This is a genomic window from Pseudoroseicyclus sp. CXY001, assembly GCF_041714655.1.
GTDB lineage: Bacteria > Pseudomonadota > Alphaproteobacteria > Rhodobacterales > Rhodobacteraceae > Pseudoroseicyclus_A.
The window spans coordinates 1190631-1205638 of the sequence record NZ_CP168219.1 but is presented as its reverse complement, the minus strand read 5'-3'; the positions used below and the strand labels follow the sequence as shown (position 1 = coordinate 1205638).

Genomic DNA, 15008 nt, shown 5'->3' with positions numbered 1-15008 from the left:
CACGAGCGCGGCACCTCCGGCAATGCGAGCCCCGAAGCCTGACGCCGCGCCGACAAGGAGCTGTCCCGATGCGGACCATTCTCGACGCCAAACCCATGGCCAAGGCCCTGCGCGCTGCGCTGGCCGAGCAAGGCACCCGGATCTCCCACGCGCAGAGCCTCGAGCTCGTCGCGCGCCAGTTCGGCCTCGCCGACTGGAACACCCTCGCCGCGAAGCTGGGCGCGCCGGGGCAGGCACTCGCGCCCCTGCCCCTCCCCGCCGGCTGGGGCATCACCGGGCAGGCCACCAATGGCGTGACCCACCGGATGGGCCTCGACCCTGATGAGCCCGGCACGGCGGTGATCGAGAGCCTGCCGGCCCGGGGCGAGGCCCCCGACCTCGACGGCCAGATCGCCGTCCTCATGCAGAGCCTCAGGGCCGAGCCCTGGCTCGGTCGCCGGTTGCGGCTGCTGGTCACGCTCCGCACCGAGCGCGCGGACGAGGCGACGGCCTTCTTCCGCGTCGATGCGCCCGGCACGGGGACGATGCGCTTCGACAACATGATGAACCGGGGAGAGGACGGCGCGCTGCACGGCACGCGGGACTGGACGGAGCGGCAGATGGTGCTGGACGTGCCTGAGGGCGCCGGCAGCATCCACTACGGCTTTTTCCTGAAGGGCTACGGCTCCGTCCGCGCCCGGGCCATGGCGCTGGAGGAGGTCGGCGCGGACGTGCCCGTCACCGCCCGCAACAGCCAGCATCTGGATGCGCCGCAGAACCTCGATTTCCTGCAGAGCGCCTGAGGGGCAGGCGATTGCCCCGCTGGGCGGAGACTTGCGAGCCCGCCCGTCAGGGCGGGCCGAGCAGGGCCGGGCGGTCTCGCCCGCCCTGCGCCCTTCCCTCAGCCTTCCGGCGCGAGCGTGAAGTCGAACTCGACGATGGCATCCGGCTTGCGGCCGGTCTCGTACGGCAGGCTGTCGCCGCTCTTCACCGGCTTGACCTTCGCGATCAGCGAATTGCGCACGCCGAAGACGGCGTCGTTGTCGACATATTCGGTGCCGGCGAAGAAGATCTCCGTCGTGATGTCGTTGTAGCCCTCGGCCCGCAGGATGTAGTGCAGATGCGCCGCCCGCCAGGAATGGCGCTTGCCGGCGCGGAGGAGGTCTCCCACCGGGCCGTCATAGGGCACCGTATAGGGCTTAGGCAGCACGGTCGTGTACCAGTAGCGGCCCTGATCGTCGGTCTTGAAGATGCCGCGGAGGTCGTACTTGTCCTGCCCCTCTTCCTGGATCGGATAGGTGCCGGCGCTGTCGGCCTGCCAAGTGTCGATGATGGTGCCGGGCAGCGGGTTCTTCAACGTGTCCTGCACCTTGCCGTGGATCAGCACCGTCACGCCCTCGCGGCCGTCGGAGAGGTCGTCGCCGAGCTCGAGCTTGGGGGCATTGTCGAGGTAGAAGGGCCCGAGGTTCGAGCCCTCCGTTGCGCCGCCCTTGGTGTTGATCATGTCGACGAGCGCCGACCAGCCCAAGACGTCGCTAAGGAGGATGAACTCGTGCCGCTCCGGCGTCGAGATCTGCCCGCAATCGTAGAGGAACATAAGCACGCGCATCCATTCGTCATGGGTGAGCTTCGTCTCGCGCGTGTAGTCATGCAGATGGTCGATGAAGGTCTCGAGGAGGAACTTGAGCCGGCTGCCCTCCTCCGTCCTGAAGCTGTCCTTCACCCGCTGGGTGAGATTGAATTCGTTGAGATCCATCAGTTCCTCCCGTTGCCTGATGCGCCGCGCCTCCTCGCGCCGCGCCAGTTTCGGCCATCGGCGGGGGGGCTGCAATGTCAAACTCCGGCCGGGCGCCGGGCGGAGGGGGTGACGCGACGGAGGTCTGAGGGCCGCCGCCCCGGCCGCTCCCGCAGCGGGTCAGCGCAGCGTCATGCGCTGCAGCTCCTGCCCGCCCAGGTCATAGGCGAGGACGAGGCCGCTCCGCGTCACGACGATGTACCAGCCGGGGCCGGCGGTGACGGCCTCGACCGTCTCGCCTTCCGGCAGGGCGATCTCCTCCGGCAGGGGCAGGCCGCGGGGCGGGGCATTGAGGCGGACCACCAGCACCGTTATGAGCAGGATGAACCCCGCGATCATCACGCCCGCCAGCGTGATGACCAGCCACTTCAGCCAGGTCAGTTCCGGCGGCAGGCCGCCGGGCTCTTCGGGATCCGTCATGCCGCGCCTCACCTTCCTCATCGGGCCGGAGCCCCCCGCGCGGCTTGATAGGGCGCTGGCCCGCGATGTGCCAGAAGAAGCCGCCCTGTCGCGCTCGCGGCTGGCGAAGCTCCTCGCCGAGGGTGCGGTCACCATCGACGGCCAGCCCGCCGGGGCGCCGAAGGCCCCCGTGGCCGAGGGCGCGCGGGTGGAGATCGAGATCGAGGCGCCGTCGGAGGTGGAGACGAAGGCCGAGGCCATCCCGCTCGACATCCTTTTCGAGGACGACGAGCTCCTCGTGCTGAACAAGCCCGCCGGCATGGTCGTCCACCCTGCCCCGGGCGCGCCCGACGGCACGCTCGTCAACGCGCTCCTCGCCCATTGCGGCGAGAGCCTGAAGGGGATCGGCGGCGAGAAGCGGCCCGGGATCGTCCACCGGATCGACAAGGAGACCTCCGGTCTACTCGTCGTCGCCAAGAGCGACGCCGCGCATCAGGGCCTCTCCGCCCAGTTCGCCGCGCATAGCGCCGAGCGGAGCTATCTGGCGCTCTGCCACGGCGTGCCCGACCGGGGCGATCCGCGGCTGAACGGCGTGCGCGGCACCAGCTTCGAGGCCGGCGAGGTGCTGAAGATCCAGTCCTTCCTCGGCCGCCACAAGAGCGACCGGCAGCGGCAGGCGGTCTCCTTCACCGAGGGGCGCCACGCGGTGACACGGGTGCGGGTGCTGGAGCGCTTCGGCGCGCCCCCTGCCCTCGCGCTCTGCGAATGCCGGCTGGAAACCGGGCGCACCCATCAGATCCGCGTGCATATGGCGCATGTCGGGCACGCACTGGTGGGCGATCAGACCTATGGCGGCCGGCGGCGGGCGCCGGCGAAGGCGCTGGGGACCCTCGCGGCGGAGGTCGACGCCTTCCCCCGGCAGGCGCTTCATGCGGCGACACTGGGCTTCATCCATCCCGCCACCGGCGAACGCCTCACCTTCGAGGCGCCGCCGCCCGACGATTTCGCCGGGCTTCTCGCCGCCCTCCGCGCCCCGGCCTGAGCGGGAGCCGGCCAATTGGGCAGATTGCGCGGGAAATGTCGTATCCTTGAGCAGAATATCGCCGTACACTGACCCTTAAGGCCGTGAGGCGCATCCTTTTGCTGGGGTGAGCCGTTGGGGATGAAAGCCACCAAGGGGAAATGCATGACCCGCAAGGACAAGACAGAGGCCTCCCTCGCCGGCCAGGACCCGCAGGACGTCATCACCGGCCTGCGCCACATCTCTGACGAAGCCGACGACAGCCTCACCGAGGGCGAGATCCGCACGCTCACCGAATTCTACACCGCCCTGCCGCCCATCGACCCCGCCGGCGAGGCGCGATGAGCGACAGCCAGACCGCGGGTCAGTCCGCGGACGACCCGCATAGCGTCACCGACATCCTCGACAGGATGCAGGAGGCGGCAGAAGGAGAGTCCGTCCCCCTCCGCGATCTCGTCGCGGCGCTGGGCGAGGCGTCGTTCGTGCCGCTCCTCTTCGCGCCGGCGCTGGCGCTGGTGACGCCGCTTTCCGGCATCCCCCTCTTCTCCTCCGCTTGCGGCGTGCTCATCGTGCTCGTCGCCAGCCAGATGCTGCTCAACCGCGAGCATCTGTGGCTGCCCGACTGGCTGATGCGCCGCGAGCTGCCGTCGGACAGGCTGAAGAACGCCACGCGCTGGATGCGGAAGCCGGCCGCCTTTCTCGACAGGATCTCCCGCCGGCGGCTTGAGGTCTTCGTCGTCCGCCCCTTCGACTGGGTGACCGAAGCCGCCTGCCTGGTCTGCGGGCTGGTGATGCCGGCGCTGGAATTCGTGCCCTTCACCTCGTCGATCATGGGCGCCGCCGTGGCCTTCTTCTCGCTGGGCCTTCTGGTGCGCGACGGGCTCTTCTCGCTCATCGCGCTCTTCATCATCGGCGGCGCGGGCTATGTGATCTGGAGCTTCCTGACCTGAGCTGCAGCGAAAGCGGCCCAGGCCTGACGCCCGGGCCCCGTCTCGCCTAGCGCAGGTCGGCCGGCAGCAGCGCCTCGGGCATCGCCTGGTAGCAGACCGGCCGCAGGAAGCGGCGGATCGACAGCGTGCCGACGGAAGTATGGCCGAAGTTGGTGGAGGCCGGGAACGGCCCGCCATGCACCATCGAATCGGCCACCTCGACCCCGGTGGGGAAGCCGTTGGCGAGGATCCGCCCGGCCTTCCTCTCCAGCACCGGAAGCAGCTTCTGACCGAGCGCGGTGTCGCCGTCATCGAGATGCAGCGTCGCGGTGAGCTGGCCGTCGAGCGCGGCGGCGAGGCGGAGCATCTCGGCCTCGTCCTTCACGGTCACGACCAGCCCCAGCGGCCCGAAGACCTCCTCCGCCAGCGCCTCGTCGGCCAGCCAGTCGGCGCCGGTCGTGGCGTAGAGATAGGGCGCGGCACTCCGCGCATCGCAGGAGGTGGCGAGAAGTTCGCGCACGCCCTTGGCCGAGCTCACCTTGCCCTGCCCGCTCCGGTAGGCCTCGGCGATGCCGTCGGTGAGCATGGTCTGGGGGCCGATCTCCTTCAGCGCCGCGGTGGCGGCCTCGGTGAAAGCCTCGGCCTCCGGCCCCTCGATCAGCAGGGCGATGCCGGGGTTGGTGCAGAACTGCCCTGCCCCCATCGTCAGCGAGCCGGCCCAGCCCTTGGCGATCTCTGCCCCCCGGGCCTTCAGCGCCTCGGGAAGCAGGAACATCGGGTTCACCGAACCGAGCTCGCCGAAGAACGGGATCGGCTCGGGCCGCTGCGCGCAGAGGTCGAAGAGCGCCTTGCCGCCGGCGAAGGAGCCGGTGAAGCCCACGGCGCGGATCAGAGGATCCGTCACCAGCGCCTGCCCGACGGCGCGGTCGCCGCCCTGGATGAAGGAGAAGACGCCCTTCGGCATGCCGGTGGTCTCGATGGCGGCGGCGATGGCCTCCGCCACGATCTCGCCGGTGCCGGGATGGGCGGAATGGCCCTTCACCACCACCGGGCAGCCGGCCGCCAGCGCCGCGGCGGTGTCGCCGCCCGCGGTCGAGAAGGCGAGCGGGAAGTTCGAGGCGCCGAAGACGGCCACGGGGCCGAGGGGGCGCTGCACCATGCGCAGGTCCGGCCGGGGGAGCGGCTTGCGATCGGGTAGCGCCTCGTCATGCCGCCGGTCGAGATAGTCGCCCTTGCGGATATGGCTCGCGAAAAGGCGGAGCTGCCCCGTCGTCCGCCCGCGCTCACCCTGAAGGCGCGCCTCGGGCAGGCCGGTTTCCTGCGTGCCGATCTCTGTGATCGCCTCGGCGCGCGCCTCGATCTCGTCGGCGATGGCCTCGAGGAAGGCGGCGCGCTCCTCGCGGCTCGTCTGGCCGTAGATGGCGAAGGCCGCCTCGGCGGCGGCGCTGGCCTTCGCCACATCCTCCACGGTGCCTTTCGCGTAATCATGCGCCGGGCCGGTGGCCGGGTCGGAGGCGAAGGTCTCGGCCCCTGCGACCCATTCCCCGGCGATCAGGTGCTTCCCATGCGGCTCAAATCCCATGTCTTTCTCCCTTGTCTGCCGATCACTTGCCCCAGCGGAGCGCGATCAGGTCCATGTCTCTTGCCAGCTCCAGAAGGCGCGCCTTGGTCCGCGGGCTCATCGGCCGCTGCGGGTGGCGCACGTGGTCGGAGCGGATCACTCCGCCCTCCATGTAGACCGTCTTGCAGGCTCTCAACCCGCATTGGCGGTTCTCGTGATTGATGAGCGGCAGGGCGCGCTGCCAGCCGGCGAGCGCGGCGGCGTGGTCGCCGGCCAGGTAATCCATGACGATCGGGCGGATATGCTCCGGCTGGAGCCCGCTCGTCATCGTGCCCGTGCAGCCGGCGTCGAGATCGGCGAGGAGCGTCACCGCCTCCTCCCCGTCGAAGGGGCCGAGGACGTGCTCGCCGCCCGCCTCGATCAGCGCCGCCAGCTTGTCGGCGGCGAAGGGGCATTCGATCTTGAAATAGCTCAAGGCTTCGATCTCCCGCGCCATCCGGGCGAGGAGCGGCACAGAGAGGGCGACGCCCGAGAGGGGCGCGTCCTGCAGCATGATCGGTATCGAGATCGCGTCGGAGACGGCGGCGAAATGCTCGAAGATCCCCGCCTCGTCGGCGCGGAGCCCCGTGCCGTGGTAGGGCGGCATCATCATCAGCATGGCGGCGCCCATCGCCTCCGCCTCGCGGGCGCGGGCGACGGCGATGGCGGTGGAGAAATGCGAGGTGGTGACGATGACGGGCACCCGGCCCGCCACATGCTCGAGGCAGAGCCGCGTCAGCGTGGCCCGCTCCTCGTCCGACAGGACGAACTGTTCGGAGTAATTGGCGAGGATGCAGATGGCATCGACGCCGGTGTCGATCAGGCAATCGAGCACGCGGGTCATGCCCTCGGGGTCGAGGGCACCGGTGTCGAGAAAGGGCGTGGGGGCGACCGGCAGGATGCCGGTGAGGGGCTGTTGCATGGTGTGGTCCTACCAGTCGAAGAGCGGGGCGCTGCGCCGCAGGCCGATTGTGAAGGCATCGGCGACATGGGTGAGGGGCGCGAGGTCGACCTCGCTCTCCCCCGCCGCCAGAAGCTCGGCGAAGCGGGCGTAGAGCCCGGGATATTCGCGGTCAGGGCCGGAGGCGACCTCCGTGCCGCCGACGAGGAAGCGCGCGCCGCCCTCTCTCAGCACCGCCTCGGCACCGCCGGCGTGCAGGTGGATATCCCATTCCGGCTCGCCGGGGTGCAGCCAGTCGAAGCTGGCGGTGACCTCGGCGCCCCGCGGATCGTGGAAGGTCAGCTCGGCGGCGACGGGGGTGGCGCGGTTCTCGGGGAAATCCAGCACCGCCTCGGCCAGATGGATGCGCCGCGGCAGGATCGCCGTCAGGACCGAGAGCGCATTGATCCCGGGGTCGAAGACGCCGAGCCCGCCCGGCTCCCAGACCCAGTCCTGCCCCGGATGCCAGTGCCGCACATCCTCGCGCCAGCTTATGCGGATCCTGTCGATCTCGTGCTCCGAGAGCCAGGAGCGGGCGGCGCTGACGGCGGCGGCATGGCGGGAATGCCAGGTGGTGAAGAGCGTCAGCCCGCGCGAGGCGGCGAGCGCGGCGAGGTCATGCACCTCGCTGAGCGTGGCGCCCGGGGGCTTTTCCAGCATGACGTGCCGCCCCGCCTCCAGCGCCGCGCGGGCATCGGCATAGCGCACCTGCGGCGGGGTGCAGAGCGAGATGCAGGGCACCTCCGGCTCCGCCGCCAGCAGCTCCGGCAGCGTTCTGTAGGCATTCACGCCCTCGACGCTGGCCGAGCGGCTCGCCGTCGCCGCCAGCTCGAATTCCCCGCTTTCGGCAATCGCCGGGATATGCTGATCCCGGGCGATCTTGCCGATGCCCACCAGCGCAATCCTGTAGCTCACATCGCCTCCCGGGGCGCGCGCCGCCCCTCTCGCTTTCTTCCAAATACTCCGGCGGTGTGGGGGCTGGCCTCCACGCCCTCACGCTCCACCATACCCGACGCTAATGCGAATCCCGCCCGACCGGCGCCCCTCTGCACCCAACGAGAAAGTCGAGATCGGCCCCGGTCTCCGCCCCCATGACGTGGTCATGGTGGAGCCGCGCATAGCCGCCGCCGCCGGGCGGTGCCGGCGCCTCCCAGGCCGCCAGCCGCTCCGCCAGCTCCGCCTCGGAGATGTCGAGATGCAGCCGCCGCCCCGGCACGTCGAGCTCGATCATGTCGCCCGTCCGCACCACGGCAAGCGGCCCGCCGGCCGCGGCTTCGGGCGAGGTATGAAGGACGACCGTGCCATAGGCGGTGCCCGACATGCGGGCGTCGGAGATGCGCACCATGTCGGTGATGCCCTTCCTCAGAACCTTGGGCGGCAGGCCCATGTTGCCGACCTCCGCCATGCCCGGATAGCCCTTCGGCCCGCAGTTCTTCAGCACCATGACGCAGGTCTCGTCGATCTCCAGCGCCTCGTCGGCAATCTTCGCCTTGTAGTCGTCGATATCCTCAAAGACGACGGCCCGCCCCCGGTGCTGCATCAGCCCCGGGCTGGCGGCGGAGGGCTTGAGCACCGCGCCGCCGGGCGCGAGGTTGCCCTTCAAGACCACGATCCCGCCCGAGGCGGTCAGCGCCCGCTCCGCCGGCCGGATCACGTCGTCGTTGTGGTTCTCCGCCGCCTTCACCTCGTCCCAGACCGGCCCGCCGGATACGGTGAGCGCCTCCTTCTCCAGGAGCCCCGCCTCGCCGAGCTGGCGGAGCACGACCGGCAGGCCACCGGCATAGAAGAACTCCTCCATCAGGTATTCGCCCGAGGGCATGAGGTTGACGACGGTCGGCACATCGCGGCCGAGCGCGTCCCAATCGTCCAGGGTCAGATCCAGCCCCACGCGGCCCGCGAGGGCGAGGAGATGGAGGACGGCATTGGTCGAGCCGCCGATCGCGGCATTGGCGCGGATGGCGTTGGCAAACGCCGCGCGGGTGAGGATGTCGGAGGGCTTGAGGTCGTCCTTCACCATCTGCACGATCCGCCGCCCGGTGAGCTGGGCCATCACCGCCCGGCGCGAATCGACGCCGGGGATCGCGGCATTGCCGGAGAGCGCCATGCCCAGCGCCTCGGCCATGCTGGCCATGGTGGAGGCGGTGCCCATGGTGTTGCAGGTGCCCGAGGAGCGGCTCATCGCCTGCTCGGCCTCGAGGAACTCCGCCTCGGTCATCTCGCCCGCCTTGATCGCCTCGCTCATCTGCCAGAGCGCCGTGCCCGAGCCGACGCGCCGGCCTTTGAACCAGCCGTTCAGCATCGGCCCGCCGGAGATGACGATGGCCGGCAGGTCGCAGCTCGCGGCGCCCATGAGGAGGCTCGGGGTCGTCTTGTCGCAACCGACCATCAGCACCACGCCATCGACCGGCTGGCCGCGAATCGTCTCCTCCACCGCCATGGCGGCAAGGTTGCGGAACATCATCGCCGTCGGGCGGAAAGTGTTCTCGGAGGCCGAGAAGACAGGCACCTCGACGGGGAAGCCCCCCGCCTCCCAGACGCCGGCCTTCACCTTCTCGGCGAGGCCGCGCAGATGGCCGTTGCAGGGGGTCAGCTCAGACCAGGTGTTGAGGATGCCGATCACCGGGCGCCCGTCGAAGAGATCGGCGGGGTAGCCCTGATTCTTGAGCCAGGAGCGGTGGTAGATCGAATCGCGGCCGGTGCCGCCATACCACTCGCGGCTGCGCAGGGATCGCGGCCAGGGCGCCGGCGTGAAGCTCATGTCACCTTCCCCGAAGGGCCGCGCAGGCGGCCGCTCTCATCCATTGTTTTCAAGGCCTTCCCCCCCGACTACCGTCGCCTCCCGGCGCGTGGCGAACAAGAGGCTTGCAATAAATACTACTATATGACTTTTAATCAAGCAGCTCTTCGGAGCCATTGTTTCAGGGAGGAACACATGACCACCAAAGCTTTGCTGGCCGGCGTCGCCCTCGCGGCGCTCGGCACGGGCGCAGCGGCCCAGACCGTCGGCTTCTCGCAGATCGGCTCTGAATCGGGCTGGCGCGCCGCCGAGACCACCGTGACCATGCAGGAAGCCGAGGCGCGCGGCGTCGATCTGCGCTTCTCCGATGCGCAGCAGCGGCAGGAAAACCAGATCGCCGCCATGCGCTCGTTCATCGCCCAGGGCGTCGACGCCATCTTCGTCGCCCCGGTTGTCGCCACCGGCTGGGACAGCGTTCTGGAAGAGGCCGCCGAGGCCGAGATCCCGGTGATCCTGCTCGACCGCATGGTCGACAGCGACCCCTCGCTCTACCTCACCGCCGTGGGCTCCGACCTCGTGCATGAGGGCTCCGTTGCCGGCCAGTGGCTGGTCGACACCGTGGGCGAAGAGGCCTGCCGCGTCGTCGAGCTGCAGGGCACCACCGGCTCCTCGCCGGCCATCGACCGGGCGAACGGCTTCCGCGAGGCCATCGAGGGCCATGCGAACATCGAGATCGTCCGCAGCCAGACCGGCGACTTCACCCGCTCCGGCGGCAAGGAAGTCATGGAGAGCTTCCTGCAGGCCGAAGGCGGCGGCGCCGACATCTGCGCGCTCTATGCCCATAACGACGACATGGCCCTCGGCGCCATCCAGGCGATCAAGGAAGCCGGGCTCGATCCGGGCGACGACATCCTCATCGTCTCCATCGACGCGGTGCCGGACATCTTCCAGGCCATGGCCGACGGCGATGCCAACGCCACCGTGGAGCTGACGCCGAACATGGCCGGCCCGGCCTTCGACGCGCTCGACGCCTACATGGCCGACGGCACGATGCCGGAGAAGTTCATCCAGACCGAGAGCGCGCTCTACACGCAGGATGACGATCCGCTCGCGCAGTATGAAGCCCGCAAGGATCTGGGCTACTAAGACAGGGGGCGGCCCTTTCGGGGGCCGGACCCGCGCGGCGCCGGGCAACCGGCGCCGCATCCGCGCATGCCGGGGAGGGGTGAGATGCGGGGGGCGACATGCTTCTGACAATACGGGACCTCACGAAGGTCTTTCCGGGCACGCGCGCGCTCGGCGGGGTGGATTTCGACCTTGCCGCCGGCGAGGTCCATGCGCTGCTCGGCGAGAACGGCGCCGGAAAATCCACGCTCATCAAATGCCTGACCGGCGTCTATCAACGCGACCGCGGCGAGATCACGCTCGACGGGCAGCCGATCTCCCCCGCCTCGACCTACGAGGCGCAGGAGCTGGGGATCGGCACCGTCTATCAGGAGGTGAACCTCCTGCCCAACCTGACCGTCGCCGAGAACCTCACCTTCGGCCGCCAGCCGGCCCGCTTCGGGCTCGTCCAGGGCCGGAAGATGCGCGCCGAGGCGGAAGAGATGCTGGCCGGCTACGGGCTCGACGGGATGAACGTCGGGCGCGAGCTCGGCACCTATCCGGTCGCCGTCCAACAGATCGTCGCCATCGCCCGGGCCGTCGCGCTTTCCGGCAAGGTGCTGATCCTCGACGAGCCGACCGCCAGCCTCGACGCCCGCGAAACGGAGCGCCTGTTCGACGTCGTCCGCGGCCTGCGGGAGCGCGGGCTCGGCATCGTCTTCGTAAGCCATTTCCTCGATCAGGTCTTCGCCCTCAGCGACCGGCTGACGGTGCTCAGGAACGGCGAGAAGATCGTCACCGCCGAGACGGCGGGCATCTCGCGGCTCGACCTCATCCACCACATGCTCGGCCATGACCTCGAGGAGGCGGAGCACCGCCGCGCGCGCCGCCGCGCCGGGGCGGAGGCGCTGACCTTCACCGGCACCGGCCGGCGCGGCAAGGTCGCGCCCTTCGACCTGACCGTCCGCGAGGGCGAGGTGATCGGCATGGCCGGGCTCCTCGGCTCCGGCCGCACCGAGACGGCCGACCTGCTCTTCGGGCGCACCCCCGCCGATTGCGGCGCCGCCCGCGATTCCGAAGGCCCCCTGCCCCTGTCGACGCCGCGCGAGGCCATCGCCGCCGGCTTCGGCTACGCGCCGGAGGACCGCAAGACAGACGGCATCATCGCCGACCTCTCGGTCCGCGAGAACATCATCCTGGCGCTCCAGGCCCGCCGCGGCTGGTCGCGCCCCGTGTCGCGGGCCGAGCAGAAGGCGCTGGCGGAAGAGTACATCCGCCGGCTCGACATCCGCACCGACGGGCCGGAAAAGCCGGTCGGCGACCTCTCCGGCGGCAACCAGCAGAAGGTCGTCCTCGCCCGCTGGCTGGCGATGAACCCGCGCTTTCTGATCCTCGACGAGCCGACGCGCGGCATCGACGTCGGCGCTCATGCCGAGATCCTGAAGCTCATCGGCGAGGTCACCGCCTCCGGCATGTCGATCCTGCTCATCTCGTCGGAGCTCGACGAGCTCGTCGCCGCCTCCGACCGGGTGATCGTGGTGCGCGACCGCGCCCATGTGGCCGAGCTCATCGGCGAGGAGATCGAGACGGATGCCATCGTGAAAGCTATTGCCGCGAGTGACGAAGCGGATGCGCCAGCGCCGGGTGAGCGGATGCGGGAGCCGGCCGAATGAGCACGCTCCGCCGCATCGCCCCGCAGCTCCTGACGCTTCTCGCCGTGGCGCTGCTCATCACCGCCTTCTTCCCCAGCTTTCTCGCCGTCGATGTGATCGACGGCCGCTTCGTCGGCTCCGCCGTCGACGTGCTGAAGCGCGGCGCCCCCGTCGCCCTCCTCGCCATCGGCATGACGCTGGTCATTGCCACGGGCGGCATCGACCTGTCCGTCGGCGCCGTCATGGCGATCTGCGGCGCCGCCTCCGCCTGGGCGATCACCAACGATCTCGGCCTGCCCGCCGCACTCGCCATCGGCCTCGCCGCCGGGCTGGCCTGCGGGCTCTGGAACGGGCTGCTCGTCGCCTGGCTCGGCATCCAGCCGATCGTCGCCACGCTGATCCTCATGGTCGCGGGCCGCGGCGTCGCGCAGATGATCACCGAGGGCCGCATCCTCACCTTCAGCCACGAGGGCCTGGCCTGGTTCGGCTCGGGGGACTTCCTCGGCGTGCCCGCGCCCATCCTCCTCTGGATCGGGGCCGGGCTCGTCATCGCGCAGCTCGTCCGCCGCTCGGCGCTGGGGCTGCTGATCGAGGCCATCGGCATCAACCAGCGCGCCAGCGCGCTGGCCGGCGTCAACGCCCGCGTGCTGCTCATCGCCGTCTACATGGCCTCCGGCCTCTGCGCGGCGCTGGCCGGCATCATCGTCGCTGCCGACATCCGCGGCGCCGACGCCAACAATGCCGGGCTCTGGCTGGAGCTCGACGCGATCCTCGCCGTGGTGATCGGCGGCACGTCGCTCCTTGGCGGGCGCTTTTCCATCGCTGCCTCGCTGATCGGCGCCATGATCATCCAGGCCATCGACACCGGCATCCTGCTCGCGGGCTTCCCGAGCGAATACAACCTCGTCATCAAGGCCGGGCTCGTCGTCATCATCCTCGTGCTGCAAAGCCCTCGCCTCGCGCCGAAGCTCAGCGCCCTCTGGGGGCGCGGGCGCCGCGCCGCCACGACCCGACAGGAGCCCGCCGAATGACCGCCCGCGCCCTGCCGCTCTATGCGACCATCGCCATCTTCATCGTGGCCTATTTCATCTGCTGGACGCAGTTCCCGGCGATGCTCTCCACCCGCGTCATCGGCAACCTTCTGACCGACAACGCCTATCTCGGCATCGTCGCCGTGGGCATGACCGTCGTCATCCTCTCGGGCGGCATCGACCTTTCGGTCGGCTCGGTCATCGCCTTCTCCGGCGTCTTCATCGCCGTGGTGCTGCGCGACACGAACCTGCATCCGCTCGCCGTCTTCCCGATGCTGCTGATCGTCACCACGCTCTTCGGCGCCGCCATGGGCGGGCTGATCCACGGGCTCGGGATGCCGCCCTTCATCGTGACGCTGGCCGGCATGTTCCTCGCCCGGGGCGCCGGCTACATGCTGACCATCGACTCCGTGCCGATCGACCACGAGTTCTACGACACGCTCCGCCGGCTCTACTGGCTGATGCCGGGCAAGGGGCGGCTGACGCTTCTCGGCATCCTCATGCTGCTCTCGGTGCTGGCGGGGATGATCCTCGCGCATCGGACGCGCTTCGGCACCTCGGTCTATGCGCTCGGCGGCGGGGCGCATACGGCCCGGCTGATGGGCGTGCCGGTCGGGCGGACGACCGTCGCCATCTATGCCTTCTCGGGCTTCATGGCCGGGCTCGCCGGGATCGCCTTCTCGATCTACACCGCCTCGGGCTATCCGCTCGCCACGGTCGGCGTCGAGCTCAACGCCATCGCCGCGGTGGTCATCGGCGGCACGCTCCTCACCGGGGGGGCGGGCTATGTCTTCGGCACGCTCATCGGCGTGCTGACCATGGGGCTGATCCAGACCTACATCACCTTCAACGGCACGCTGTCGTCCTGGTGGACGAAGATCGCCATCGGCGCGCTGCTTCTGCTGTTCATTCTGCTACAGAAGGGTCTATTGCAGGTGGGACGGCAAAGGCTGGCGGAGGGCCGGGCGACATGACACGGGCCCTGCCCCGCAATCTTCTCGGCAGCGAGGTGCGTGGCAGCCACGGGCAGGTCGTGGAAGGGATCGGCCGCGACATCGTCTCGGGCCGTCTGCCGCCGGGGAGCCTTCTGCCCCGCGACGAGGAGCTGGCGGCGACCTATGGCGTCTCGCGGACCGTCCTTCGGGAGGCGATGAAGACCCTCGCCGCCAAGGGCATGATCGCGGCGCGTGCCCGGGTGGGCACCAGCGTGCGCGCCAAGCCGCATTGGAACATGTTCGACGCCGAGGTGCTCCGCTGGCATCTGAACGACGAGGGCCACGGCGATTTCTTCGCCCAGCTCTTCGAGATGCGCCTGTCGTTCGAGCCCTATGCCGCCGGCCTCGCCGCGCCCCGCGCGAGCAAGGAGGCGGTGGCCGCCATGCGCGCCCATGTCGCCGAGATGGCGGAGGCGGAGGACGAGATGGCCTTCGCGCTCGCCGATCTCGCCTTCCATCAGGGCGTGCTGGCGGCGACGGGCAATGCCTTCTTTCATTCGGTCGGCGCGCTGATCGAGGCGGCGTTGCTCGCGGCGCTGCGCCTGTCCTCCCCCGCCGCCAACAACCGGCGCCGGTCGGATATCGCGGAACGGCACGGGCGGATCGTCGATGCCATCGAGGCGGGGGATGCCAGGGGCGCCGCCGAGGCGATGCGGGATGTCATCTCTGCCGGGCGCGACAGGATCGTGCAGGCCGGGGGCTAGAGCTCGGGCCAGGGCTCGACCCGCCCTGCCGGGCGGGCTCGCGGCCGAGGGGGGGCTGTCTGCCCCCTGTCACCCTCGAAGGGCGACTCCCCCCGAGGATTTTTCAGGAGCAAAGACCGGTG

15 protein-coding genes are annotated in these 15008 nt (G+C 69.9%); 9 read left to right on the top strand and 6 right to left on the bottom strand.

The features are described from left to right. Positions 1–68 precede the first annotated feature (68 nt). Complete coding sequence (locus tag ACAZ03_RS05960; RefSeq protein WP_373356497.1) at positions 69–782, top strand: glyoxalase superfamily protein; 714 nt, start codon at positions 69–71, stop codon at positions 780–782. A gap of 98 nt (positions 783–880) precedes the next feature. Here ACAZ03_RS05960 and ACAZ03_RS05955 read toward each other — a convergent pair whose 3' ends face one another. Both ACAZ03_RS05955 and ACAZ03_RS05950 read right to left on the bottom strand, forming a co-directional pair. Beyond that, positions 881–1735, bottom strand: coding sequence for a dioxygenase (locus ACAZ03_RS05955; protein WP_373356496.1), 855 nt, complete (start codon positions 1733–1735; stop codon positions 881–883). A gap of 159 nt (positions 1736–1894) precedes the next feature. After that, on the bottom strand, positions 1895–2194 hold the full coding sequence (locus ACAZ03_RS05950) for a DUF6476 family protein (RefSeq protein WP_373356495.1): 300 nt from the start codon (positions 2192–2194) through the stop codon (positions 1895–1897). Here ACAZ03_RS05950 and ACAZ03_RS05945 point away from each other — a divergent pair. The 3 genes from ACAZ03_RS05945 (at position 2193) to ACAZ03_RS05935 (ending at position 4144) form a co-directional block, all read left to right on the top strand. Continuing rightward, the gene (locus ACAZ03_RS05945) at positions 2193–3215 is read left to right on the top strand and encodes an RluA family pseudouridine synthase (protein ID WP_373356494.1); all 1023 of its coding nucleotides are present in this window, start codon (positions 2193–2195) and stop codon (positions 3213–3215) included. The genes ACAZ03_RS05950 and ACAZ03_RS05945 overlap by 2 nt on opposite strands. Positions 3216–3359: 144 nt before the next feature. Beyond that, positions 3360–3539: a hypothetical protein gene (locus ACAZ03_RS05940; RefSeq protein ID WP_373356492.1), complete on the top strand. Its 180-nt coding sequence runs from the start codon at positions 3360–3362 to the stop codon at positions 3537–3539. Further along, positions 3536–4144: an exopolysaccharide biosynthesis protein gene (locus tag ACAZ03_RS05935; RefSeq protein WP_373356490.1), complete on the top strand. Its 609-nt coding sequence runs from the start codon at positions 3536–3538 to the stop codon at positions 4142–4144. The genes ACAZ03_RS05940 and ACAZ03_RS05935 overlap by 4 nt, the downstream gene beginning before the upstream one ends. Before the next feature lie 46 nt (positions 4145–4190). Here ACAZ03_RS05935 and ACAZ03_RS05930 read toward each other — a convergent pair whose 3' ends face one another. The 4 genes from ACAZ03_RS05930 to araD form a co-directional block, all read right to left on the bottom strand. Then, on the bottom strand, positions 4191–5705 hold the full coding sequence (locus tag ACAZ03_RS05930) for an aldehyde dehydrogenase (NADP(+)) (RefSeq protein ID WP_373356488.1): 1515 nt from the start codon (positions 5703–5705) through the stop codon (positions 4191–4193). A 22-nt stretch (positions 5706–5727) separates the two neighbouring features. Then, positions 5728–6645 carry a dihydrodipicolinate synthase family protein gene (locus tag ACAZ03_RS05925; protein ID WP_373356487.1) on the bottom strand — a complete coding sequence of 306 codons (918 nt, stop codon included), beginning with the start codon at positions 6643–6645 and terminating at the stop codon, positions 5728–5730. A 9-nt stretch (positions 6646–6654) separates the two neighbouring features. Beyond that, on the bottom strand, positions 6655–7578 hold the full coding sequence (locus ACAZ03_RS05920; RefSeq protein WP_373356485.1) for a Gfo/Idh/MocA family protein: 924 nt from the start codon (positions 7576–7578) through the stop codon (positions 6655–6657). Positions 7579–7678: 100 nt separating this feature from the next. Further along, positions 7679–9421 (bottom strand): L-arabinonate dehydratase, encoded by a 1743-nt coding sequence (araD, locus tag ACAZ03_RS05915; protein ID WP_373356483.1) that lies wholly within the window; start codon positions 9419–9421, stop codon positions 7679–7681. A gap of 174 nt (positions 9422–9595) precedes the next feature. On the opposite strand from araD, the gene ytfQ reads away from it, so the two are divergent. The 5 genes from ytfQ (at position 9596) to ACAZ03_RS05890 (ending at position 14886) form a co-directional block, all read left to right on the top strand. Beyond that, positions 9596–10546, top strand: coding sequence for a galactofuranose ABC transporter, galactofuranose-binding protein YtfQ (ytfQ, locus tag ACAZ03_RS05910; RefSeq protein WP_373356481.1), 951 nt, complete (start codon positions 9596–9598; stop codon positions 10544–10546). Between the two features lie 98 nt (positions 10547–10644). After that, a complete protein-coding gene (locus ACAZ03_RS05905; RefSeq protein WP_373356479.1) occupies positions 10645–12177 on the top strand; it encodes a sugar ABC transporter ATP-binding protein in 1533 nt (510 codons plus the stop codon). Beyond that, the gene (locus ACAZ03_RS05900; protein ID WP_373356478.1) at positions 12174–13187 is read left to right on the top strand and encodes an ABC transporter permease; all 1014 of its coding nucleotides are present in this window, start codon (positions 12174–12176) and stop codon (positions 13185–13187) included. Before ACAZ03_RS05905 ends, ACAZ03_RS05900 begins: the two co-directional genes overlap by 4 nt. Further along, positions 13184–14161 carry a galactofuranose ABC transporter, permease protein YjfF gene (gene yjfF / locus ACAZ03_RS05895; RefSeq protein WP_373356476.1) on the top strand — a complete coding sequence of 326 codons (978 nt, stop codon included), beginning with the start codon at positions 13184–13186 and terminating at the stop codon, positions 14159–14161. The genes ACAZ03_RS05900 and yjfF overlap by 4 nt, the downstream gene beginning before the upstream one ends. Beyond that, positions 14158–14886: a FadR/GntR family transcriptional regulator gene (locus ACAZ03_RS05890; RefSeq protein ID WP_373356475.1), complete on the top strand. Its 729-nt coding sequence runs from the start codon at positions 14158–14160 to the stop codon at positions 14884–14886. Before yjfF ends, ACAZ03_RS05890 begins: the two co-directional genes overlap by 4 nt. Positions 14887–15008: the final 122 nt, after the last annotated feature.

What these genes read in the sequence shown, in the direction of transcription:
- ACAZ03_RS05960 (WP_373356497.1), top strand. Translation starts at nt 69, where the DNA reads ATGCGGACCATTCTCGACGCCAAACCCATGGCCAAGGCCCTGCGCGCT.
- ACAZ03_RS05955 (WP_373356496.1), bottom strand. Translation starts at nt 1,735, where the DNA reads ATGGATCTCAACGAATTCAATCTCACCCAGCGGGTGAAGGACAGCTTC.
- ACAZ03_RS05945 (WP_373356494.1), top strand. Translation starts at nt 2,193, where the DNA reads ATGCCGCGCCTCACCTTCCTCATCGGGCCGGAGCCCCCCGCGCGGCTT.
- ACAZ03_RS05950 (WP_373356495.1), bottom strand. Translation starts at nt 2,194, where the DNA reads ATGACGGATCCCGAAGAGCCCGGCGGCCTGCCGCCGGAACTGACCTGG.
- ACAZ03_RS05940 (WP_373356492.1), top strand. Translation starts at nt 3,360, where the DNA reads ATGACCCGCAAGGACAAGACAGAGGCCTCCCTCGCCGGCCAGGACCCG.
- ACAZ03_RS05935 (WP_373356490.1), top strand. Translation starts at nt 3,536, where the DNA reads ATGAGCGACAGCCAGACCGCGGGTCAGTCCGCGGACGACCCGCATAGC.
- ACAZ03_RS05930 (WP_373356488.1), bottom strand. Translation starts at nt 5,705, where the DNA reads ATGGGATTTGAGCCGCATGGGAAGCACCTGATCGCCGGGGAATGGGTC.
- ACAZ03_RS05925 (WP_373356487.1), bottom strand. Translation starts at nt 6,645, where the DNA reads ATGCAACAGCCCCTCACCGGCATCCTGCCGGTCGCCCCCACGCCCTTT.
- araD (WP_373356483.1), bottom strand. Translation starts at nt 9,421, where the DNA reads ATGAGCTTCACGCCGGCGCCCTGGCCGCGATCCCTGCGCAGCCGCGAG.
- ytfQ (WP_373356481.1), top strand. Translation starts at nt 9,596, where the DNA reads ATGACCACCAAAGCTTTGCTGGCCGGCGTCGCCCTCGCGGCGCTCGGC.
- ACAZ03_RS05905 (WP_373356479.1), top strand. Translation starts at nt 10,645, where the DNA reads ATGCTTCTGACAATACGGGACCTCACGAAGGTCTTTCCGGGCACGCGC.
- ACAZ03_RS05900 (WP_373356478.1), top strand. Translation starts at nt 12,174, where the DNA reads ATGAGCACGCTCCGCCGCATCGCCCCGCAGCTCCTGACGCTTCTCGCC.
- yjfF (WP_373356476.1), top strand. Translation starts at nt 13,184, where the DNA reads ATGACCGCCCGCGCCCTGCCGCTCTATGCGACCATCGCCATCTTCATC.
- ACAZ03_RS05890 (WP_373356475.1), top strand. Translation starts at nt 14,158, where the DNA reads ATGACACGGGCCCTGCCCCGCAATCTTCTCGGCAGCGAGGTGCGTGGC.